Below are 20,722 nucleotides of genomic sequence, written 5' to 3'. Positions count from 1 at the left end.
GGAGGTGGCGGCATGAGTCTCCTCGCCGAGAAAGCACAGCCGCGGACGTACGCAGCACACGCCAGGCCGTGGTGGCAGCGCACCCTGATGACCCGGGACTCGGCGATCATCGCCCTGCTCGTGGTGGTCTGGACGTACGCCTCGATCGCGATCCTCAACTTCTCCGACCCGATCACGGTCTACTTCCTGGTGCTCGACATCGCGCCGATCCTGCTGATCGCGCTGCCGATGACGCTGATCGTCATCACCGGCGAGATCGACCTGTCGGTGGCGAGCGTCGTAGGGCTCTCCAGCGTCCTGTTCGGGGTGCTGCACCGCGAGGGCCTGCCGATGGTCGTCGCGATGGTGCTCGCCCTGCTCGCCTGCGCGGTGGCCGGAGCGCTCAACGGCGTGCTCGTCACCCGCTACGGGCTGCCGTCGCTGGCGGTCACGATCGGCACCATGGCGCTCTTCCGCGGCATCGCGGTCGGCGCGCTCGGCACCACCGCGATCACCGACTGGCCCGACGCCTGGGGCGACCTCGTCCAGGCCCGGATCGGCGACACCCAGATCCCGCTGATGACGATCCCGCTGGTCGTCCTGATCGTGATCTTCGCGGTCGTCCTGCACTTCACGCCCTTCGGGCGGGGCATCTTCGCCGCCGGTCTCAGCAAGGACGCGGCCCGCTTCTCGGGCATCAACGTCGACCGTACGAAGCTGATCCTGTTCACGCTCAGCGGGCTGGTCTCGGGGCTGGCGGGCATCTACTTCACGCTCCGCTACGGCAGCGCGCGTGGCGACAACGCCACCGGCCTGGAGCTGCAGGTCGTGGCGGCGGTGCTGCTCGGCGGCGTGTCGATCTTCGGCGGTCGCGGGGCCATCCCCGGGGTGATCGCCGGTGTCGTCCTGATCGGCACGATCGGCAGCGCCCTGCGCCTCGACGGGCTCAGCGCCAACATCATCCAGATCATCACCGGCGTGCTTCTCATCGCAGCGGTCATCGCGGCCAGCGTTCTCGGCTGGACCGGTCGCATCGTCGGCACCTATCGCCGGCAACACAGCTCGGACGAACCATCCTCAAAGAAATCGGAGTGAGAGACATGACCAGCAAGTTCCGACGCGCAGGCAGTGCCGTCGCCATCGTTGCGGCCCTCGGCCTCGCCCTGTCCGCCTGCGGCGGCGGGAGCGGCAGCGGCAGCGATGGAGAGGGTGGCGGCGACACCAGCAGCATCACCTTCATCCCGAAGAACCTCGGCAACCCCTACTTCGACGCCTCCGACGCGGGCGGCAAGAAGGCCGCCGAGGAGATCGGTACGAAGTGGTCGCAGGTCGGCCCGACCGAGTCGACCCCCGACTCCCAGGTCAGCTTCATCAACACCGCGACCCAGCAGCGCGCCGGCGCGCTCGTCGTCTCGGCCAACGACCCGACCGCCATCGGCGACGCCCTCGAGGAGGCCCGCAACGCCGGCACCAAGGTCGTCACGATGGACTCCGACACCGAGCCCCAGTTCCGCGACGTCTTCGTCAGCCAGGCCGACGCCGCCGGCATCGCGAAGAGCCAGGTCGACCTAATCGCCGAGCAGATCGGCGATTCCGGTGAGGTGGCCATCCTCTCCGCGGCGGCCAACGCCACCAACCAGAACGAGTGGATCAAGCTGATGGAGGAGGAGCTGGCCGCGAACCACCCGAACATCAAGCTCGTCCAGACCGTCTACGGTGACGACGACGACCAGAAGTCGTTCGACAAGACCGCCGGCCTGCTGCAGTCCCACCCGAACCTCAAGGGCATCATCAGCCCCACCACGGTCGGCATCGCCGCGGCCGCGCGCTACCTGTCCGACTCGGAGTACAAGGGCAAGGTCGCGCTGACCGGTCTCGGCACCCCGAACCAGATGCGGGAGTACATCAAGGACGGCACCGTGAAGTCCTTCGCGCTGTGGGACCCCGAGCAGCTCGGCTACCTGGCCGCCTACGCCGCCGACGCGCTCGCCTCGGGCGACATCGAGGGCAAGGAGGGCGACACCTTCAAGGCCGGTGACCTGGGCGAGTACACCGTCGGCGCCAACGGCGTCATCGTCCTCGGCGAGCCGACGGTCTTCGAGGAGTCGAACATCGACGACTTCGACTTCTGAGTCCCTCGCGGGTGGTGTAACACGCTGTTCGTAGGACTACTCGCCCTATCGGAACGACCGGATAGACCTACGAACGACGTGTTACCCGAGTTCGCCGCCGAGCTGTGAGAGCAGCTCGGCGGCGTTCTGCATGCAGCGCTCGAGGTCGGGCTCCACGTCGGTCAGCGCGTGTACGTCGTCGGCCCCCGCCTGCGCTGCCTCGATGACGGACAGGGTGGTGCGGCCGCAGACGACGGCGGTGGCGATCCCCGCGTGCCGGGCCGCCTGGAGCACGCCCATCGGCGCCTTCCCCGACAGGGTCTGGTGGTCGAACGAGCCCTCCCCGGTGACCACCAGATCGGCGCCATCGAGGGCCTCGTGGAAGCCGACCAGTCCGAGCAGCAGCTCGACGCCCCGCTCGACCCGGCCGCCCAGCACCGCGAGGGCGGCGAACCCGACGCCCCCGGCGGCGCCTGCGCCCGGGGCGGCTGTGATCTCGGCCAGATCGCGGCCGGTCGCCTCGGCGACCTTGGCTGCGTACGTCCCCAGAGCCGCCTCGAGCAGCTCCTGGTCGGCCGGGCCGGCGCCCTTCTGTGCGGAGAACGTGGCGACGGCGCCGCGGGGGCCGAGCAGCGGGTTGTCGACGTCGCAGGCGACCACGATCTCGGTCTCCCGCAGGCGCGGGTCGAGGCCGTCGAGATCGACGCGCGCCACGTTCTGGAGCGTCCCGCCGCCCTCCCCGAGATCGGCACCGGAGGCGTCGAGGAGCCGGGCGCCGAGGGCACGGATCATGCCTGCCCCGCCGTCGTTGCTGGCGCTGCCGCCGAGACCGATGACGACCGTGCGGGCGCCGCCGTCGACGGCGGCCAGCACGGCCTCGCCGACGCCGCGGGAGGAGGCGGTGAGCGGGGCGAGGCGACCCTCGGGCAGGCGCAGCAGCCCGCACGTGTCGGCGAGTTCGACGACCGCCAGGTCGCCGCGGACGGCGTACCGCGCCGCGACCGGCTCGAGGGTCGGGCCGGCGACCTCGACCGGCACCAGCTCGAAACCGGCGCCGGCCAGTGCCGCGACGGTGCCGTCGCCGCCGTCGGCGATCGGCACGATGCGTACCTCGGTCTCGGGGTCGGCCGCGAGGAGCCCCGCGGCCACCGCCTCGTCGACCTCGCGCGCGGTCAGCGAGCCCTTGAACTTGTCGCAGGCGACCACGACCACCCGATGACCCGGCATCACAGGGGCATCACAGGTGGGGGAGGACGTGGTCGCGATAGCGCTGCGCCATGGTGGCGAGCACCTCGTCGGGGTCGCTGGCCCAGACCGCCTCGTTGAAGATCTCGACCTCGACGTCGCCCGCGTAGCCGGTCGACGCGACCATCCGGGTGATCGACGCGAAGTCGATGACCCCGTCGCCCATCATCCCGCGCGCCAGCAGCGCGTCGGCGGGGATCGGCAGGTTGAAGTCGCAGACCTGGTACGCCGCGATCCGCCCCTCCGCGCCGGCCCGCTCGATCTGGGCGGCGAGGTCGGGGTCCCAGAAGACGTGGAAGGTGTCCACGACGACCGCGACCGCGTCGACCGGATGCGGTGCGGCCAGGTCGAGCGCCTGGCCGAGGGTCGAGAGGACCGCCCGGTCGGCGACGTACATCGGGTGGAGCGCCTCCAGGACGAGCCTCACGCCGTGGTCGCGGGCGTACGGAGCCAGCTCGGCCAGCCGCTCGGCGACCCGCTCCCGGGCACCGGCCAGGTCCACGTCTCCTTCGGGGAGACCGCCGACGACCATCACCAGCGCGTCGGTGCCCAGCGTCGCGGCCTCGTCCACCGCCCGCTGGTTGTCCGCGAGCGCGTCCGCGATCCCAGAGGGATCGGACGCGGTCAGGAACCCGCCGCGGCAGAGCGAGGAGACGCGCAGCCCGGCGTCGCGTACGAGCTTGGCGGCCTTCTCCACACCCACCTCCTGCACGCGATCGCGCCACAGTCCCAGGGCCGGGATGCCGGCGCGGCCCGCTCCGTCGACGGCCTCGGCGAGGGTCCAGGAGTTGGTCGTCTTGGTGTTGAGCGAGAGCCGCTCGAGCCCGGTGGTCATCGGGCCGCCTCCGTAGCGCAAGCGCCAGGATACGGACGCGACCCGATGAAAGACCGAACGTTCGCTCGCTGACGCTCGCTCATTGGTCCACTCCTTGCACGGTGAGGAAGGCGCGTATGCGTGCGGCGGCTCGGTCGGGATCGGTGAGGAGCCCGGCGGCGTCGGCCAGCCGGAAGACCTCGGCCAGGTGGGGCACCGAGCGACCGGCGTGCAGGCCGCCGGCCATCGAGAAGCCGGGCTGGTGCCCGTTGAGCCAGGAGAGGAACGCGATCCCGGTCTTGTAGTGGTAGGTCGGCGCCTCGAAGATCTTCCGGCCGAGCGCCTGGGTGCTGTCGAGGAGCGTGCGGGCGCTGTCGGGGTTGCCGTTGTCGAGCGCCTGCAGCGCCGCCGAGGCGGCCGGGTAGATCGCCGCGAAGATGCCGAGCAGTGCATGCGAGAACTCGCCCTCGGCCGTGCCCTCACCCACGATCAGCTCGGGGTAGTTGAAGTCGTCCCCCGTGTAGAGCCGTACGCCGCCGGGCAGCGCCCGGCGCAGCCCGACCTCGTGCTCGGCGTCGAGGAGCGAGACCTTGACCCCGTCGACCTTGCCGGGGCGGGCCCGGATGACCTCGAGGAAGGTCTCGGTCGCCTCCTCGACCGACGAGGAACCCCAGTAGCCCGCCAGCGCCGGGTCGAACATGTCGCCCAGCCAGTGCAGGATCACCGGGCTCTCTGCCTCGTCGAGGAGGGTCGCGTAGACCTCGGCGTAGTCCTCGGCATCACGGGCGACCTTGGCCAGGGCGCGCGAGGCCATCACGATCGTGGTCGCGCCGGTGTCGGCGACGACCTTCATCTGCTCGCGGTAGGCGTCGACGACCGTGGCCAGACCTTGTCGGCCGTCGGGGACGGCGGACAGAGTGAGCTGGTCGGTGCCGGCGCCGCAGGCGATCGAGCCGCCCACGGTGGCCGCCTCGGCGGCCGAACGGCGGATCAGCTCGGCCGCGGCGGTCCAGTCGACCCCCATGCCGCGCTGGGCGGTGTCCATCGCCTCGGCGACCCCGAGGCCGTAGGACCACAGCTCGTGGCGATAGGCGAGCGTCGAGTCCCAGTCGATGTCCGCGGGGGCACCGGGCACGTTCTCGGCCAGGGTGCGGGGGACGACGTGGGCGGCGGCGTACGCGGTGCGGGAGGTGAACGGCGCGGCCGGCTTCGTCCACTCCCGGGGAGCGGCGAGCGTGTGCAGCTCGGTGCCGCCGTCGGGCAGGGGGAGGCGTACGGAGGTCACAGCTCGATCTCTCCGAGCTCGACGCGGCGGCCCTCGGCCGAGGAGGTGAGCCCGGCCTCGGCGAGCCGTACGCCGCGGACGCCCGCCATGAAGTCGTAGGGGTGGTCGCCGTCGCCCTCGACGTAGCGGATGAACTGCTCCCACTGCGCCTTGAAGCCGTTGTCGAAGGGCTGGTTGTCGGGGACCTCGTTCCACAGGTCGCGGAACCGGATCGACTCGACGAGATCGGGGTTCCAGACCGGCTTCGGGGTCAGGTTGCGGTCCTGGGTGACGCAGTGGTGCAGGCCGGCGACCGCGGAGCCGTGGGTTCCGTCGACGTGGAACTCGACCAGCTCGCCGCGGTTGACCCGGGTCGCCCACGAGGAGTTGATCTGGGCGATGATCCCGCCCTCGAGCTCGAAGATACCGTAGGCGGAGTCGTCGGCGGTCGCTTCGTAGCGCGTGCCCTTCTCGTCCCAGCGCTCCGGGATGTGTGTGACGACCTTGGCGGTGACCGCCTCGACCTTGCCGAAGAGGTTCTCCAGGACGTAGTTCCAGTGGGGGAACATGTCGGTGGTCATGCCGCCGCCGTCCTCCTTGCGGTAGTTCCAGCTCGGTCGCTGGGCGGGCTGCAGGTCGCCCTCGAAGACCCAGTAGCCGAACTCGCCGCGGACGCTGAGGATGCGGCCGAAGAAGCCGGACTCGACCAGGCGGCGGAGCTTGAGGAGGCCGGGCAGGTAGAGCTTGTCGTGGACGACGCCGCTCTTGATGCCGGCGTCGGCGGCCAGCCGGGCCAGGCGCAGCGAGCCCTCGACGTCGTCGGCGATCGGCTTCTCGGTGTAGACGTGCTTGCCGGCCGCGATCGCCTTCGTGATGGCGGCTTCGCGGACGAAGGTCTGCTGCGAGTCGAAGTAGACGGTGTCCTCGGCGTTGCCCAGTGCCTCGTCGAGATCGGTCGTCCAACGGTCCAGATCATGTTCCTTGGCGATGTCCTGGAGCTTCTCGGCATTGCGCCCGACGAGGATCGGGTCGGGCTGGATCCGGGTGCCGTCGGAGAGCTCCACGCCGCCCTGTTCCTGGATCGCCAGGATGCTGCGGACCAGGTGCTGGCGGTAGCCCATACGTCCGGTGACGCCGTTCATGATGATGCCGAGCCGTCGTGTCGCCATGTGAGGGTTCCTCGTCTGCTGAGAGTGCTGGAAGCGATGGGGGAAAGCGCTTTCCGTCACGGTATGGCAAATGTGACGCCGGTCGCAAGAGGGCGTTCCGCCCAGCACCCATCGCCGACCCGGCGCGTCTGTCGCACGTCAGGGCGTCGAGTCGGCGCAACTGTCCCGCGTCAGGGCGCCGAGTCGGCGCGTTTGTCTCGGTTCAGGGCGCCGAGTCGGCGCCGGGCAAAGTGGGACAGTTGCGCCGACTCGGCTCGAGATCGTGGGGCAGATGCGCCGAGTCGACGTCAGGTGCGCGGGGGAGTGCTCTCGCGCAGCACGACCTCGCCGTGGACGGACTGCTTGCGCAGCTCCGCGGACGGCTCGCTGAGGACGAGCTCGAGTGCCCGCCGGCCGATGTCGGCCAGCGGGAGACGTACGGTGGTCAGGCCCGGGGTCACGTCCCGGAGCGTGGCGATGTCGTCGAAGCCGGCGACCGCCAGCCCGTGCCCGACCTCGACGCCGGCCTGTCGGCAGGCGGCCAGGGCGCCAAGCGCCATCAGGTCGTTGACCGCAAAGACGCAGTCGACCTCCTGGTCGTTCTCGAGCAGTCGGGACATCGCCCGGTGGCCGCCGTCGCGGCTGAACTCGTCGGCGACGTACGCCGGCTCCGTGCCGGTCGTCTCGAGCCAGCCCTCCGCGAACCCGGCGTGGCGCTCGGCCGAGACCAGCAGGTCCTCGGGCCCGGTGAGCACGGCCGCGCGGCGATAGCCCAGCTCGACCAGCCGCTCGGCCAGCGCCTTGGCGCCGCCGTGGTTGTCGATCACGACGGTGTCGACCGGCAGGCGCGGCTGGCTGATCGCGGCCGCCCTGCCGCCGCCGTCGAGGTAGGAGGTCAGCAGGCCGGCGACCTCGCCGGTGTGGCGTACGTCGGCCGTGTCGCTACCCGCCAGCACGATCGCCCGGCTCCGTTGGCGCCGCAGGGCGGCCAGGAACTTCTTCTCGCGCTCGGGCTGTCCGCCGGTGTTGCACAGCATCACCAGCAGACCGTGCTTCTCGGCCTCGTCGGCCAGGCCGCCGGCGATCGTGGAGAAGTAGGGGTCGGAGATGTCCTTGACCAGCAGCCCGACCGTCTCGGTCGAGCCGCGCGCCATCGCCTGAGCGTTGGCGTTGGGGGTGTAGCCGAGCTTGTTCGCCGCTGCCAGGACACGCTCCTGCAGCTCGGGGCGCACCACCCGGTCGCTCCCGTTCAGCGCGCGCGACGCGGTTGCCAGCGAGACACCTGCCTCGCGGGCGACATCGCTCAGGGTCGCTGCGCGTTCTCCGGCCAACTGACTCTCCTTCGGCTTCCGCTCCTGGAGCCTAAGGCATCCAGCGCTGACGTACGCCGCGCTCCGCGTCTCCTCGCCGGGTCTGCGGTCAGGAGGGACGGCCGAGGGTGGAGGCGCGGGCGACGAGCTCGGGGGTGAAGACGACCTGCTCGTGCTGGTGGGCGGGGTTGCCGACCTCGTCGAGGAGCAGCTCGGCGGCGCGGCGGCCGAGGTCGTGGCGCGGCTGGCGTACGGAGGTCAGCGGCACAGCCGCGGCGGCGGCGAACTCGATGTCGTCGTAGCCGACGATCGCGAGGTCACCGGGCACGGTCCTGCCGCTCGAGATCGTCTGCTGGAGCAGTCCGAGGGCGAGCAGGTCGTTGGCGCAGAACGCGGCGGTGGGGCGGCGCCGAGCGGGCAGCCCGACGAGCCGCTCGCCGGCCGCGCGCCCGCAGGCGACGGTCGGGGCCTCGCAGGAGAGCGTGATCAGGTCCTCGGGGGGAAGGCCGGCCTCGGCCCAGGCCTGCCGGGCGCCCTCGCCGCGGTCGCGGACCTGTCCGATCGACTCCGGCCCACCGACGTACGCCACCCGCTTGTGGCCTTCATCGATGAGATGCTCGACGGCCAGCCGTCCGCCGAGGACGTCGTCGACCGCGACGGAGCAGAACGAGGAGCCCGCACGGGTGCGGTCGACGATGACGACCGGGGTGCCGCGCTCGATCAGCTGGTCGATCTGGGGGTCGTCCGGGTCGACCGGGGTGATCAGGATGCCCTGGACCCGCTGCTGCTGCAGGTGGGCCAGGTGGGCGCCCTCGCGTGCCGAGCGGCCGTCGCTGTTGCACAGGAACAGCGAGAGTCCGGCCGCCTCGGCGGCCAGCTCGATGCCCTGAGCGACGTCGGTGAAGAACGGGTTGCCGGCGTCGAGCATGACGTAGGCCAGCGACTGGGTGCTGCCGGTGCGCAGGGAGCGTGCGGACTCGTTGCGCACGAAGCCGAGGTCGGCCATCGCCCGCTCCACTCGCTCGCGTGTCGTGCGGCTGACCCGATCGGGGCGGTTGAGCACGTTGGACACCGTGCCGAGGGAGACGCCGGCGGTGGCCGCGACATCCTTGACCGAGGCGCTGCGCGGTGAACCCGCAGCCGGAGTGATCGCCACCTGGGCTCCTTCCTGAAACGTTCAATCGCAGCATAGGCCGGTGGGCAGGGATGTGGCGAGCAGGCACGCGTCTGCCGGTTGACCGATTGCGGTCAGGCTCACTAGCGTCCGGATTCTAAATCGTTTCACCGGAGGTTGCCATGGAGCGCGTCTGCTTCCAGCTGCAGGTCAAGCCCGAGCGCATCGAGGAGTACAAGAAGCGCCATGCCGCCGTCTGGCCCGAGATGCTCCAGGCGCTGAAGAAGACCGGGTGGCACAACTACTCGTTGTTCCTACGGCCCGACGGGCTGCTGATCGGCTATGTGGAGACGCCTTCCATCGAGGCTGCCCGGGCCGGCATGGCCGCGACCAAGGTCAACGCCCGCTGGCAGGCCGAGATGGCGGAGTTCTTCGAGGACCTCGACGGCGTCGCGCCCGACGAGGGCTTCCTCCGCCTCGAGGAGGTCTTCCACCTCGAGGACCAGCTCGACAGCTGACCCCGAGGAGTCGGTTCTTGACGCCGAGGGGTCAGTTTCTGACCTCGAGGCGTCGAATTCTGTACGCGGAATGGGCCCGCGGCCAGGAACTGACTTCTCGCGGCCAGAAACTGACTCCTCGCGGTCGACGCTGAAACGAAACGAACCTCGCGCACCACTTGACGCAAGTGACGTGCGCCACTAACGTCGGATGCGCGCTTTGAAACCTTTCAACTCGCAGATAGAGAGGCTCTCCGATGACGACGTTCGACCAGATCTCGGGCGACCTGGCCGCCCTCGAGATCGAGGTCCCCTCGTGGGCCTACGGAAACTCGGGGACCCGGTTCAAGGTCTTCGGCACCCCGGGCACGCCGCGCACCCCCGAGGAGAAGGTCGCCGACGCGGCGACGGTCCACCGCTTCACCGGCCTGGCGCCGAGCGTCGCGCTGCACATCCCGTGGGACAAGGTCGACGACTACGCGGCCCTGCGCGCCTACGCCGAGGACCAGGGGATCGCGCTCGGCACGATCAACTCCAACACCTTCCAGGACGACGACTACAAGCTCGGCGCGCTGACCCACACCGACGCGAAGATCCGGCAGAAGGCGATCGACCACCACTTCGAGTGCATCGAGGTGATGAACGCGACCGGCTCGCGCGACCTGAAGATCTGGCTCGCCGAGGGCTCCAACTACCCGGGTCAGGCCGACATGCGCGGCCGCCAGGACCGGCTTGCCGAGTCCCTGGCCACGATCTACGAGCGCCTCGGTGAGGACCAGCGCCTCGTCCTCGAATACAAGTTCTTCGAGCCGGCGTTCTACCACACCGACGTCCCCGACTGGGGCACCTCGTTCGCCCAGGTCAGCGCGCTGGGTGACCGGGCCGTCGTCTGCCTCGACACCGGCCACCACGCGCCCGGCACCAACATCGAGTTCATCGTGATGCAGCTGCTGCGGCTCGGGAAGCTCGGCTCCTTCGACTTCAACAGCCGCTTCTACGCCGACGACGACCTGATCGTCGGTGCGGCCGACCCGTTCCAGCTCTTCCGGATCCTCGTCGAGGTGGTCCGTGGCGGCGGTTTCAAGCCCGTGGCCGAGGGCGGGGTCGCGTTCATGCTCGACCAGTGCCACAACATCGAGAAGAAGATCCCGGGCCAGATCAGGTCCGTGCTCAACGTCCAGGAGATGTCCGCACGGGCGCTGCTCCTCGACACCGATGCTCTCGCCCAGGCGCAGGAGGACGGCGACGTACTCCTGGCCAACGAGATCTTCATGGACGCCTTCTACACCGACGTACGCGCCGACCTCGGCGGGTGGCGAGAGGACCGTGGCCTGCCCGCGGACCCGATGCGCGCCTACCTCGCGAGCGGCTACCAGGAACAGATCGAAGCTGCCCGTGTCGGCGGCACCCAGGCCGGATGGAACTGAAATACTCATGACCACTGCAGAAGAACTGATCGCGCGCTCGAACCGTCTCGGCGCCGACCCGAAGAACACCAACTACGCCGGCGGCAACACCTCCGCCAAGGGCACCGCGACCGACCCGGTGACCGGCCAGGACGTCGAGCTGCTCTGGGTGAAGGGCTCCGGCGGCGACCTCGGCACCCTGAAAGAGAGCGGCCTCGCCGTGCTCCGGCTCGACCGGATGCGCGCGCTCGTCGATGTCTACCCGGGCGTCGAGCGCGAGGACGAGATGGTCGCCGCGTTCGACTACTGCCTGCACGGCAAGGGTGGCGCGGCCCCCTCGATCGACACGGCGATGCACGGCCTCGTCGACGCCGCCCACGTCGACCACCTCCACCCCGACTCAGGTATCGCGATCGCGACCGCCGCGGACGGCGAGGCGCTGACCACGACGATCTTCGGCGACCAGGTCGTCTGGGTGCCGTGGCGCCGCCCCGGCTTCCAGCTCGGTCTCGACATCGCCGAGATCAAGGCGAAGAACCCGCAGGCGGTCGGCTGCATCCTCGGTGGCCACGGCATCACCGCTTGGGGCGACACGTCCGAGGAGGCCGAGAAGAACTCGCTCTGGATCATCGACACGGCAGCCGCCTACATCGAAGAGCACAGCAAGGCCGAGCCGTTCGGCCCCGCGCTCGAAGGCTATGGTCCGCTGGTCGAGGCCGAGCGGCGTACGAAGGCCGCGGCTCTCGCTCCCACGATCCGCGGCATCGCCTCGGCGGACCAGCCGATGGTCGGCCACTTCAACGACTCCGAAGTCGTCCTCGACTTCCTGGCCAGCGAGGCCCACCCGCGCCTGGCCGAGCTCGGCACCTCCTGCCCCGACCACTTCCTGCGCACCAAGGTCAAGCCACTGGTGCTCGATCTCCCGGCCACCGCCTCCGTCGAGGACAGCATCGCCCGCCTCAAGGAGCTCGCGGTCGGCTATCGCGAGGACTACCAGGCCTACTACGACCGCCACGCTGACGCGAACAGCCCCGCGATCCGCGGCAAGGACCCCCTCATCGTCCTGGTCCCCGGCGTCGGCATGTTCTCCTTCGGCAAGAACAAGCAGACGGCACGGGTCGCGGGGGAGTTCTACGTCAACGCGATCAACGTGATGCGCGGCGCCGAGGGGCTCTCGACGTACGCCCCGATCGACGAGTCGGAGAAGTTCCGGATCGAGTACTGGGCGCTCGAGGAGGCCAAGCTCCAGCGGATGCCGGCGCCCAAGCCGCTCGCGACCAGGGTCGCCCTCGTGACCGGCGCCGCCTCCGGCATCGGCAAGGCGACCGCCAAGCGCCTGGCCGCCGAGGGCGCCTGCGTCGTGATCGCCGACCTGGACCTGGTGAAGGCAGAGGCGGCCGCCGCTGAGATCGGCGGAAGCGACGTCGCCGTGGGCCTCGCCGCCGACGTCTCCGACGAGGCGGCCGTGCAGGCGATGCTCGACGCCGCGGTGCTCGCCTTCGGCGGTGTCGACCTGGTCGTCAACAACGCCGGCCTGTCGCTGTCGAAGTCGCTGCTGGAGACCACCGAGCGCGACTGGGACCTCCAGCACGACGTGATGGCCAAGGGCTCGTTCCTGGTCTCCAAGGCCGCCGCGAAGGTGCTGATCGAGCAGGAGATGGGCGGCGACATCGTCTACATCTCCTCGAAGAACTCGCTCTTCGCCGGGCCCAACAACGTCGCGTACGGCGCGGCCAAGGCCGACCAGGCCCACCAGGTCCGGCTGCTGGCCGCCGAGCTCGGCGAGCACGGCATCAAGGTCAACGGCATCAACCCCGACGGTGTGGTCCAGGGCTCCGGCATCTTCGCCGGCGGCTGGGGCGCCAAGCGCGCCGAGGTCTATGGGGTCAAGGAGGAGGAGCTCGGCAAGTTCTACGCCCAGCGCACCCTGCTCAAGCGCGAGGTGCTCCCGGAGAACATCGCCAACGCCGTCTTCGTGCTCTGCGGCCCGGACCTGACCCACACCACCGGTCTGCACGTCCCCGTCGACGCCGGCGTCGCCGCGGCGTTCTTGCGATGAGCCCACATGTCAGGGTCGCGGCGGTCGACCTGGGTGCCACCTCCGGCCGGGTGATGTCCGGCCGGATCGGTGGCGACCGGGTCGAGCTCGACGAGCTGCACCGCTTCCCCAACGGAGCGGTACGCGTCCACGGCTCGCTCTTCTGGGACGTGCTCGGCATCCATCGCGAGGTGCTCGCCGGCATCCGCGAGGTGGCCCGGACCGGGCCGCTGGACGGCATCGGGATCGACTCCTGGGCCATCGACCACGGGCTGCTCGACCACGACGGCCAGCTCCTCGGCCAGGTCTTCAGCCACCGTGACGCCCGCGTCGAGGGGATCGCGGAGAAGGTCATCGCCCAGATCGGCGCGGCGACGCTCTACGGCATCACCGGGATCCAGCAGCTGCCGTTCAACACGATCTACCAGCTCGTCGCGGCCCGCGGGACCACCGCGCTCGACTCCGCCGAGACGATGCTGCTGCTGCCGGACCTGCTCGGCTACTGGCTGACCGGTGCGATCGGCGCGGAGCGCACCAACGCCTCGACGACGCAGCTCTACGACGTCCGTCAGGGCGTCTGGGCGGTCGACCTGTGCCAGGAGCTCGGGCTTCCCGAAGGGATCCTCCCGCCCCTTCGGGACCCGGGCTCCCTCCTCGGCCCGCTGCTGCCCGGCGTCGCCGACGAGCTCGGCGTCACCACCGACGTCCCCGTGGTCGCGGTGGGCTCCCACGACACCGCCTCGGCGGTCCTCGGCGTCCCCGCGGCCACGAAGGAGTTCGCCTACATCTCCTCGGGCACCTGGTCGCTGGTCGGCCTCGAGCTCGACCGGCCGGTGCTGACCGAGGACGCCCGGCTCGCCGACTTCACCAACGAGGTCGGCGTCGACGGGACGATCCGGTTCCTCAAGAACGTGATGGGCCTGTGGGTCCTGTCCGAGTCGCTGCGCTCCTGGAGCGAGCGCCGCTTCCAGGGCGCTGAGCTGGGCCCGCTGCTCGCGGCTGCTGCGGAGCTCGGGCCGCTGCGTACGGTCGTCGACATCAACGACCCGCGGCTGCTCTTCCCGAGCACCTCGGCCGACCCGATGCCGGAGCGGATCGCCGCGCTGGCCGCCGAGTCCGGCGAGGCGATCCCGCGCTCGCCGGCCGCGATCACCCGCTGCATCCTCGACAGCCTCGCGGTCGCCTACCGTCGCCACGTACGCGCCGCGGCCGCCCTCGCGGGCACCTCACCCGAGGTCGTCCACGTGGTCGGCGGCGGCTCGCAGAACGAGCTGCTCTGCCAGCTCACCGCGGACGCCTGCGGCCTGCCGGTCCTCGCCGGCCCGGTCGAAGCGGCCGCGCTCGGCAACGTCCTGATCCAGGGCAGGTCCCTCGGGGTCGACCTGCCCGACCTGCCCGCGATGCGGGATCTCGTCCGCCGCTCCTACGACGTACGCCGCTTCGAGCCGCGCGACGGCCTCGACTGGGCCGCCGCCGAGGCCCGCATCTCCTGATCCACCCACCCCGAAGGCGACTCCCATGACCGACTCCCTCCCCAACCCCCGGCTCAGCCGCCGCGCGCTCTTCGGCGCCGCAGCCGCCACGCTCGGCACCGCTGTCGTCGCCGGCGCAGTCGGCAGCAACCCCGCCCAGGCCGCCGAAGCCGCGACCACCGCCGGCCTTCCGAACGCCTTCACGAAGGCGTTCCGCAAGCCCGGCACCGCCACCGCAGCGGGTTTCCGCTGGTGGTGGCCGCACGGCCTGGTCGACCCGGTCGAGATCGCCCGTGAGGTGGACCAGGTCGCCGACGCCGGCTTCGGCGTGCTGGAGGTCGCCGACGTCACCCACAGCCTGCGCGCCCGCAACATCGACATCGACGTCGCGGCGTACGGCTGGGGGAGTGCCCCGTGGGTGGCCGGCGTGAAGGCGGCGCTCGCGCAGGCCGCGAAGCGGGACGTCCGGATCGACGTCACGGTCGGTCCGTCATGGCCCGCCGCGGTCCCGACGATCACTCCCGACGACGACGCGGCCTGCACCGAGCTGGTGCACGGGCAGGCGACAGTCGTCGCCGGGTCGACGTACGACGCACGCCTGCCCGAGCCCGTGGTGGAGCCGGCATCCTCCGTGACCCGCTCGGAGCTGGTCACGGTGCAGGCGCACCGCATCACCGGCTACGTACGCGACCGCAACAACAACATCACCAGCACGATCCTCGACCCCGCCTCCTACGTCGATCTGAGCGGCGACGTCGACGGCGAGCACCTCACCTGGACCGCGCCGGCCGAGCCTGCCGGCGCCACCTGGGTGCTGCTCGCCACCTGGCAGCGCGGCTCGGGCCAGGAGCCGGAGGCCGGTCCGCACACCTCGCCCCGCGCCTACGTGGTCGACCACTTCAGCCGTCGCGGCGCACAGAAGGTGATCGACCTGTGGGAGGACCGCGTGCTCGACGGCGAGCTGCGTACCCTGTTCCGCGCCGCAGGCGGCTACCTCTTCGAGGACTCCCTCGAGATCGAGACCGACGCGACGATCTGGACCCGCGACTTCCTCGACGAGTTCGAGGCGAAGCACGGCTACGACCTGCGGCCGTGGCTGCCGTTCGTTCTCGAGAAGGACGAGAAGTACCAGTTCTCGCTCGCGGCCGCGGACCCGGCCACGGCCGACAACCTCCGCACCAACGAGATCCGCGACGACTACAACATCGTCCTCTCCGACCTCTACCGCGACCAGCACCTGCGGCCGATGCAGGAGTTCGCGAGGTCGCTCGGCATGGGCATCCGGATCCAGCCGTACGGCCTGGAGACCGACACCATGCAGCACGCGGCCGTGGTCGACGTCCCGGAGACCGAGTCCCTGGGATTCAAGAACCTGGACGACTACCGAGTGATGGCCGCCGGTCGCGACCTGGCCGGCCACACGGTCCTCTCCTGCGAGGCGATCTGCTACAACGGCGCGGCCTACAACACGACCTGGGGCGCCAACAGCACCAGCCCGACCGCCCAGAACCAGGCGCTGTTCACCATCAACAGCATCTTCGTGGCGGGCGTCAACCAGCTGATGGTCCACGGCTTCCCCTACGTCAAGGCGCCCGACGTCACCTGGCCGGGCTTCGCCGCCTTCTCGCCCTACTACAACAACGCGATCGGCTTCGGTGAGGCGTGGGGACCGCGCACCCCGCAGTGGCAGCACGTCCCCGGCATCGCGGCCTACCTCGCCCGCACCCAGCTGGTCCTGCAGACGGGCGCGCCGAAGTACGACGTCGCCTTCTGGCGCCACAAGGGCTGGGCCTCGACCGGCATCGGCCCGCAGTGGATCACCAACAACGGCACCAAGCTCGGCTGGTCGCACTCGTTCGTGAGCGCCTCGCTGCTGGCGCTCGACGGCGTCGACTTCGCGAACGGCCGCCTGGCGCCCGACGGCCCCGCCTACAAGGCCGTCGTCGTGGGCCCGGACTCGCTGCGCAGCAACGCGTTCACCATGGACATCGACGGCGCGAAGCGGCTGCTCGCACTCGGCCGCAAGGGCTTGCCGATCGTGCTCATCGGGGACTGGTCGCAGGTCACCGTCGCCGGGCGCGACAGCGAGGCGGCCACCGCTGAGGTGCGCTCGCTGATGGCCCAGATCGGCGCCCTGCCGACCACCCGCAGCGTCCCCGAGGCCGAGGTCGGCAACGCGCTGGCAACTCTCGGTGTCGTACGCGACGTCGAGCACGCCGACTCCACCGTGATGCACGTCCGACGCGTCGCCGGCGAGGTCGACCTCTACTACCTCGCCAACGCGAGGCACGCCGAGAACCGGCGGCTCAACCCGGTGCAGCAGGATGTCTGGCTGACCGCCACCGACCGCGCCGCCGTGCCGTGGCTGCTGGACGCGTGGAGCGGTCAGATCACCCGGATCGCGGCCTACGAGCGCGCCGGCGACCGGATCCGGGTCCGCGTCGACCTCGTTCCCGGGCAGTCCACCGTGGTCGCCCTCGCGGCCCCGGGTGCGGGCGTGGCCCGCTCCGTTCTCCCCGTCGCCACCGCTGGTCAGACCGTGGTGGCGCGGGGCGCCAACGTCGCGCTGCGCACGACGACCGCCGGCAGCTTCGAGCTGACCAAGGCCGACGGACGCACGGCGAAGGTGGTCGTCGACCGGGTCCGTGAGCCCGTCACCCCGGCCTCCTGGAGCCTCGAGCTCGAGGACTGGAAGCCGGCGAACCAGGCCGACCCGAAGGACCTCGCCACCTCGAAGGAGGTCGTCACCCGTGATCTCGCGGCGCCTCAGGCCTGGTCGAAGGTCGTCGGTCTCGAGGACGTCTCCGGCATCGGCCGCTACCACACGAGCGTCGACCTCGGCACCGACTGGACCCCCGAGGACGGCGCCTTCATGGAGCTCGGCGACGTCAACGACACCTTCCGCGTCCGGGTCAACGGCGAGCTGCTGGCGCCGTGCGACCCGATGGACTCGGTCGTCGATCTCGGCCACGCCCTGGTCGCCGGCGCCAACACGATCGAGATCGAGGTGGCCTCGACGCTGCTCAACCGGCTGCGCACGGTCACCCCGTCGGTATACGGCGCGGCGACCCGGCAGAGCTACGGGCTCACCGGGCCGGTGCGTCTGGTGCCCTACGTCGAGAAGGTGGTCGCCGGATGAGCGCGGTGTCCCGCCAAGCGATCAGCGTCATGCTGAGACAGGAGTGAACCGTGGCAGCCTCGGGCGGCGTACGACCCTCCTCTTCCACGGACCTTCCCGAGGACGAGGTGGAGGTGCTGGCGTTGTTCGCCCGGGGCCACACGATCGAGCGGATCGCGCGGGAGCTGGGGATCTCCGAGCGCACCGTACGGCGCCGTCTCCGGGCGGCCGCGGATGCGTTGGGAGCGGGGACGAGCGTGGAGGCGGTCGTTCGGGCCGTACGCACCGGACTCATCTGACAACTGATTTGATGCTGAACTGATTTGATGGACACCACTGACGAAGGAGGCCGCCGGATGCGAGTCGCGCTGATGGTCACGTGCATCAACGACGCGCTCTACCCGAGCACCGGGAAGGCCGTCGTACGCCTCCTGCGCCGGCTCGGCGTCGAGGTCGAATTCCCGCAGGCGCAGACGTGCTGCGGGCAGCCGATGGTCAACACCGGCTATCTGGACGAGGCGGTCCCGGTGGTGCGTACGTTCGTGGACGCCTTCGCCGGCTACGACGCCGTCGTGACGCCGTCCGGGTCGTGCGCGGGTTCGGCGCGGCACCAGCACTCGATCGTGGCCCGCCGCTCCGGCGACGAGGCCCTGGAGAAGGCAGTCGCGGAGGTCGGCCCGAAGGTCTACGAGCTCTCCGAGTTCCTCGTCGACGTGCTCGGCGTGACGGACGTGGGCGCCTACTACCCGCACGAGGTGACCTACCACCCGACCTGCCACTCGCTGCGGATGCTCGGGGTCGGCGACCGGCCGCGCCGGCTGCTCGAGGCGGTCCGCGGGATCCGGCTGGTCGACCTGCCCGGCGCCGACCAGTGCTGCGGCTTCGGTGGCACCTTCGCGGTCAAGAACGCCGACACCTCGATCGCGATGGGGGCCGACAAGGCCCGCCACATCCGCGAGACCGGCGCCGAGATCGTGGTCGCCGGCGACAACTCCTGCCTGACCCACATCGGTGGCGTGCTCTCCCGGCAGCGCTCGGGCGTACGCACCGTCCATCTCGCCGAGATCCTCGCCTCGACGGAATCGAGCCCTGCGGAAGGAGCGGCCCGATGACCGGCACGTTCGTCGGCATGCCGGCCTTCCCGACCGCCGCGCGCGAGGCCCTCGCCGACTCCCAGCTGCGCCACAACCTCGCCCACGCGACCGGCACGATCCGTGCCAAGCGCGCCAAGGTCGTCGCCGAGGTCCCCGACTGGGAGGAGCTGCGCCTGGCCGGCGCCGCGGTCAAGGAGTCGGCCCTCCGTGATCTCGACAACCAGCTCGTACGCCTCGAGGAGACCCTCACCGCCAACGGCGCGACCGTCCACTGGGCCCGTGACGCCGCCGAGGCCAACGCGATCGTCGCCTCGATCGCCAAGGCGCACGCCGCGGAGGAGGTCGTGAAGGTCAAGTCGATGGTGACCCAGGAGATCGGGCTCAACGAGGCGCTCGCCGCGGAGGGCATCGCGGCCTGGGAGACCGACCTGGCCGAGCTGATCGTGCAGCTCGGCGACGACCTGCCATCGCACATCCTCGTGCCGGCCATCCACCGCAACCGGGCCGAGATCCGCGAGATCTTCCGCTCCAGGATGGCGGCTGCGGGCCGCCCGGCGCCGGAGGATCTGACCGACGAGCCGGCCGTGCTCGCGGCCGCCGCTCGGGAGCACCTGCGCGAGAAGTTCCTGCGCGCCAAGGTCGGGATCTCCGGTGCCAACTTCGCGGTCGCCGAGACCGGCACGCTCGTCGTGGTCGAGTCGGAGGGCAACGGCCGGATGTGCCTGACCCTGCCCGAGGTGCTCGTCTCGGTGGTCGGCATCGAGAAGGTCGTCTCCCGCTGGGACGACCTCGACCCGATGCTCAGGCTGCTGCCGAGATCCTCGACCGGCGAGCGGATGAACCCCTACACCTCCACCTGGAGCGGGATCACCCCCGGCGACGGCCCGCAGGAGGTGCACGTGGTGCTGCTCGACAACGGCCGCACCCGCGCGCTGGCCGACGAGGTCGGTCGTCAGGCGCTGCGCTGCATCCGCTGCTCGGCGTGCCTCAACGTCTGCCCGGTTTACGAGCGCACCGGCGGCCATGCGTACGGCTCGGTCTACCCGGGCCCGATCGGCGCCATCCTCAACCCGCTGCTCAAGGGCGTCGGGCACGACGAGCAGACCGACTCGCTGCCCTACGCCTCCTCGCTGTGCGGCGCCTGCTTCGAGGCTTGCCCGGTACGCATCGACATCCCCTCCGTCCTGGTCGACCTGCGCGCCCAGGTGGTCGACGCCCACCGAGGTGGCGTGCCGAAGCCGGAGGCCGTGGCGATGAAGGGCGCGGCGTACGTCCTGGGGCGCTCGCGCCGCCTCTCCGCCCTCGAGCGCCTCACCGGTGTGGGGATGCGGTTCGCGCGCCGCTTCGGACCCACCGCGTGGACCGGCGCGCGCGACCTGCCAGAGGCGCCGGGGGAGAGCTTCCGGGCGTGGTGGAAACGGACGAACGGTGGACGGAAGGACGACACATGACCGACGCACGAACCGAGATCCTCGCCCGGGTCCGCGAGGCATTGGCCGGCTCGGCGCTCGAACCCGCCGAGCCCCGTGTCCCGCGGGACCTCGCGCCCGTCGCCACCCCCGGCGTCGTCGACCTCTTCGTCGAGCGCGTTGCCGACTACCGAGCCGTGGTCGAGCGCTGCGGAGCCGATGACCTCGAGGACCGGATCGCCGCCGCGCTGCCGGCAGGTCAGGTGGTCGTCCCACCCGGCCTCTCGGTCCACGTCCCCGACGCGATCGTCGACGACGGCACCCTCACCGCGGCCGAGCTGGACCGGATCGCCGCCGTGGTCACCGAGGCCCGGGTCGGCATCGCCGAGACCGGCACGATCGTCCTCGACCACGCGCCCGACCAGGGCCGCCGAGCCATCTCCCTCGTCCCCGACACCCACATCTGCGTCGTCCGCGAGGACCAGATCGTCCCCGACGTCCCCGACGCCATCGCCCTCCTCGACCCCGCCCGGCCGCTGACCTGGATCAGCGGCCCCTCGGCGACCAGCGACATCGAGCTCGACCGCGTCGAGGGCGTCCACGGCCCCCGCACCCTTCACGTCCTGATAACCCACCCCGAGTAGTCACTTCCTGACGCCGAAACGTCAGTTTCTGACCGTGAAGCGTCGTTGTATGGCATCGA

Annotated in this window: 17 protein-coding genes; 11 read left to right on the top strand and 6 right to left on the bottom strand. The window is 70.7% G+C overall.

All coding sequences use genetic code 11. The annotated features are described in order from the left end of the window. Positions 1-12 precede the first annotated feature (12 nt). Both ACIA03_RS26710 and rhaS read left to right on the top strand, forming a co-directional pair. Positions 13-1,074 (top strand): ABC transporter permease, encoded by a 1,062-nt coding sequence (locus ACIA03_RS26710; RefSeq protein WP_396988251.1) that lies wholly within the window; start codon positions 13-15, stop codon positions 1,072-1,074. A 5-nt stretch (positions 1,075-1,079) separates the two neighbouring features. Then, complete coding sequence (gene rhaS / locus ACIA03_RS26705; protein ID WP_396988249.1) at positions 1,080-2,111, top strand: rhamnose ABC transporter substrate-binding protein; 1,032 nt, start codon at positions 1,080-1,082, stop codon at positions 2,109-2,111. Between the two features lie 81 nt (positions 2,112-2,192). Here rhaS and ACIA03_RS26700 read toward each other — a convergent pair whose 3' ends face one another. The 6 genes from ACIA03_RS26700 to ACIA03_RS26675 all read right to left on the bottom strand — a co-directional run bounded on the left by ACIA03_RS26700 (position 2,193) and on the right by ACIA03_RS26675 (position 9,027). Then, positions 2,193-3,317, bottom strand: a complete 1,125-nt coding sequence (locus ACIA03_RS26700; RefSeq protein ID WP_396988247.1) for a glycerate kinase — start codon at positions 3,315-3,317, stop codon at positions 2,193-2,195. Between the two features lie 10 nt (positions 3,318-3,327). Continuing rightward, positions 3,328-4,170 carry a sugar phosphate isomerase/epimerase family protein gene (locus ACIA03_RS26695; protein WP_396988245.1) on the bottom strand — a complete coding sequence of 281 codons (843 nt, stop codon included), beginning with the start codon at positions 4,168-4,170 and terminating at the stop codon, positions 3,328-3,330. A gap of 79 nt (positions 4,171-4,249) precedes the next feature. Next, positions 4,250-5,434, bottom strand: a complete 1,185-nt coding sequence (locus ACIA03_RS26690) for a dihydrodipicolinate synthase family protein (protein ID WP_396988243.1) — start codon at positions 5,432-5,434, stop codon at positions 4,250-4,252. Beyond that, positions 5,431-6,582 carry a Gfo/Idh/MocA family protein gene (locus ACIA03_RS26685; RefSeq protein WP_396988241.1) on the bottom strand — a complete coding sequence of 384 codons (1,152 nt, stop codon included), beginning with the start codon at positions 6,580-6,582 and terminating at the stop codon, positions 5,431-5,433. The genes ACIA03_RS26690 and ACIA03_RS26685 overlap by 4 nt, the downstream gene beginning before the upstream one ends. Before the next feature lie 287 nt (positions 6,583-6,869). Then, entirely contained in the window at positions 6,870-7,892 is a 1,023-nt protein-coding gene (locus ACIA03_RS26680) for a LacI family DNA-binding transcriptional regulator (RefSeq protein WP_396988239.1), read from the bottom strand. An 88-nt stretch (positions 7,893-7,980) separates the two neighbouring features. Continuing rightward, positions 7,981-9,027 (bottom strand): LacI family DNA-binding transcriptional regulator, encoded by a 1,047-nt coding sequence (locus ACIA03_RS26675; RefSeq protein WP_396988237.1) that lies wholly within the window; start codon positions 9,025-9,027, stop codon positions 7,981-7,983. Positions 9,028-9,167: 140 nt separating this feature from the next. On the opposite strand from ACIA03_RS26675, the gene ACIA03_RS26670 reads away from it, so the two are divergent. The 9 genes from ACIA03_RS26670 (at position 9,168) to ACIA03_RS26630 (ending at position 20,663) form a co-directional block, all read left to right on the top strand. Continuing rightward, a complete protein-coding gene (locus ACIA03_RS26670; protein WP_396988235.1) occupies positions 9,168-9,503 on the top strand; it encodes an L-rhamnose mutarotase in 336 nt (111 codons plus the stop codon). A gap of 236 nt (positions 9,504-9,739) precedes the next feature. Beyond that, positions 9,740-10,909 carry an L-rhamnose isomerase gene (gene rhaI, locus ACIA03_RS26665; RefSeq protein WP_396988233.1) on the top strand — a complete coding sequence of 390 codons (1,170 nt, stop codon included), beginning with the start codon at positions 9,740-9,742 and terminating at the stop codon, positions 10,907-10,909. A 7-nt stretch (positions 10,910-10,916) separates the two neighbouring features. After that, entirely contained in the window at positions 10,917-12,947 is a 2,031-nt protein-coding gene (locus ACIA03_RS26660; protein WP_396988231.1) for a bifunctional aldolase/short-chain dehydrogenase, read from the top strand. Next, a complete protein-coding gene (locus tag ACIA03_RS26655; protein ID WP_396988229.1) occupies positions 12,944-14,419 on the top strand; it encodes a rhamnulokinase family protein in 1,476 nt (491 codons plus the stop codon). The genes ACIA03_RS26660 and ACIA03_RS26655 overlap by 4 nt, the downstream gene beginning before the upstream one ends. Positions 14,420-14,444: 25 nt before the next feature. Continuing rightward, positions 14,445-17,537 (top strand): glycosyl hydrolase, encoded by a 3,093-nt coding sequence (locus tag ACIA03_RS26650; protein WP_396988227.1) that lies wholly within the window; start codon positions 14,445-14,447, stop codon positions 17,535-17,537. Between the two features lie 50 nt (positions 17,538-17,587). Further along, positions 17,588-17,815 carry a helix-turn-helix domain-containing protein gene (locus ACIA03_RS26645; protein WP_396988225.1) on the top strand — a complete coding sequence of 76 codons (228 nt, stop codon included), beginning with the start codon at positions 17,588-17,590 and terminating at the stop codon, positions 17,813-17,815. A 27-nt stretch (positions 17,816-17,842) separates the two neighbouring features. After that, positions 17,843-18,628, top strand: coding sequence for a (Fe-S)-binding protein (locus ACIA03_RS26640; RefSeq protein WP_396988223.1), 786 nt, complete (start codon positions 17,843-17,845; stop codon positions 18,626-18,628). Then, positions 18,625-20,061: a lactate utilization protein B gene (locus ACIA03_RS26635; RefSeq protein ID WP_396988221.1), complete on the top strand. Its 1,437-nt coding sequence runs from the start codon at positions 18,625-18,627 to the stop codon at positions 20,059-20,061. The genes ACIA03_RS26640 and ACIA03_RS26635 overlap by 4 nt, the downstream gene beginning before the upstream one ends. Continuing rightward, the gene (locus ACIA03_RS26630; RefSeq protein ID WP_396988219.1) at positions 20,058-20,663 is read left to right on the top strand and encodes a lactate utilization protein C; all 606 of its coding nucleotides are present in this window, start codon (positions 20,058-20,060) and stop codon (positions 20,661-20,663) included. The genes ACIA03_RS26635 and ACIA03_RS26630 overlap by 4 nt, the downstream gene beginning before the upstream one ends. Positions 20,664-20,722: the final 59 nt, after the last annotated feature.

Source organism: Nocardioides sp. NPDC051685, from assembly GCF_044453405.1.
GTDB lineage: Bacteria > Actinomycetota > Actinomycetes > Propionibacteriales > Nocardioidaceae > Nocardioides.
Note: the sequence above shows the minus strand (reverse complement) of the source record. Positions and strands in the feature narration are given on the sequence as shown.

Excerpts from the sequence above, each read along its gene's own strand:
- ACIA03_RS26635 (WP_396988221.1), top strand. The coding sequence starts at position 18,625 with ATGACCGGCACGTTCGTCGGCATGCCGGCCTTCCCGACCGCCGCGCGC.
- rhaS (WP_396988249.1), top strand. The coding sequence starts at position 1,080 with ATGACCAGCAAGTTCCGACGCGCAGGCAGTGCCGTCGCCATCGTTGCG.
- ACIA03_RS26640 (WP_396988223.1), top strand. The coding sequence starts at position 17,843 with ATGGACACCACTGACGAAGGAGGCCGCCGGATGCGAGTCGCGCTGATG.
- ACIA03_RS26700 (WP_396988247.1), bottom strand. The coding sequence starts at position 3,317 with ATGCCGGGTCATCGGGTGGTCGTGGTCGCCTGCGACAAGTTCAAGGGC.
- ACIA03_RS26685 (WP_396988241.1), bottom strand. The coding sequence starts at position 6,582 with ATGGCGACACGACGGCTCGGCATCATCATGAACGGCGTCACCGGACGT.
- ACIA03_RS26670 (WP_396988235.1), top strand. The coding sequence starts at position 9,168 with ATGGAGCGCGTCTGCTTCCAGCTGCAGGTCAAGCCCGAGCGCATCGAG.
- ACIA03_RS26660 (WP_396988231.1), top strand. The coding sequence starts at position 10,917 with ATGACCACTGCAGAAGAACTGATCGCGCGCTCGAACCGTCTCGGCGCC.
- ACIA03_RS26650 (WP_396988227.1), top strand. The coding sequence starts at position 14,445 with ATGACCGACTCCCTCCCCAACCCCCGGCTCAGCCGCCGCGCGCTCTTC.
- ACIA03_RS26710 (WP_396988251.1), top strand. The coding sequence starts at position 13 with ATGAGTCTCCTCGCCGAGAAAGCACAGCCGCGGACGTACGCAGCACAC.
- ACIA03_RS26630 (WP_396988219.1), top strand. The coding sequence starts at position 20,058 with ATGACCGACGCACGAACCGAGATCCTCGCCCGGGTCCGCGAGGCATTG.
- ACIA03_RS26695 (WP_396988245.1), bottom strand. The coding sequence starts at position 4,170 with ATGACCACCGGGCTCGAGCGGCTCTCGCTCAACACCAAGACGACCAAC.
- rhaI (WP_396988233.1), top strand. The coding sequence starts at position 9,740 with ATGACGACGTTCGACCAGATCTCGGGCGACCTGGCCGCCCTCGAGATC.
- ACIA03_RS26655 (WP_396988229.1), top strand. The coding sequence starts at position 12,944 with ATGAGCCCACATGTCAGGGTCGCGGCGGTCGACCTGGGTGCCACCTCC.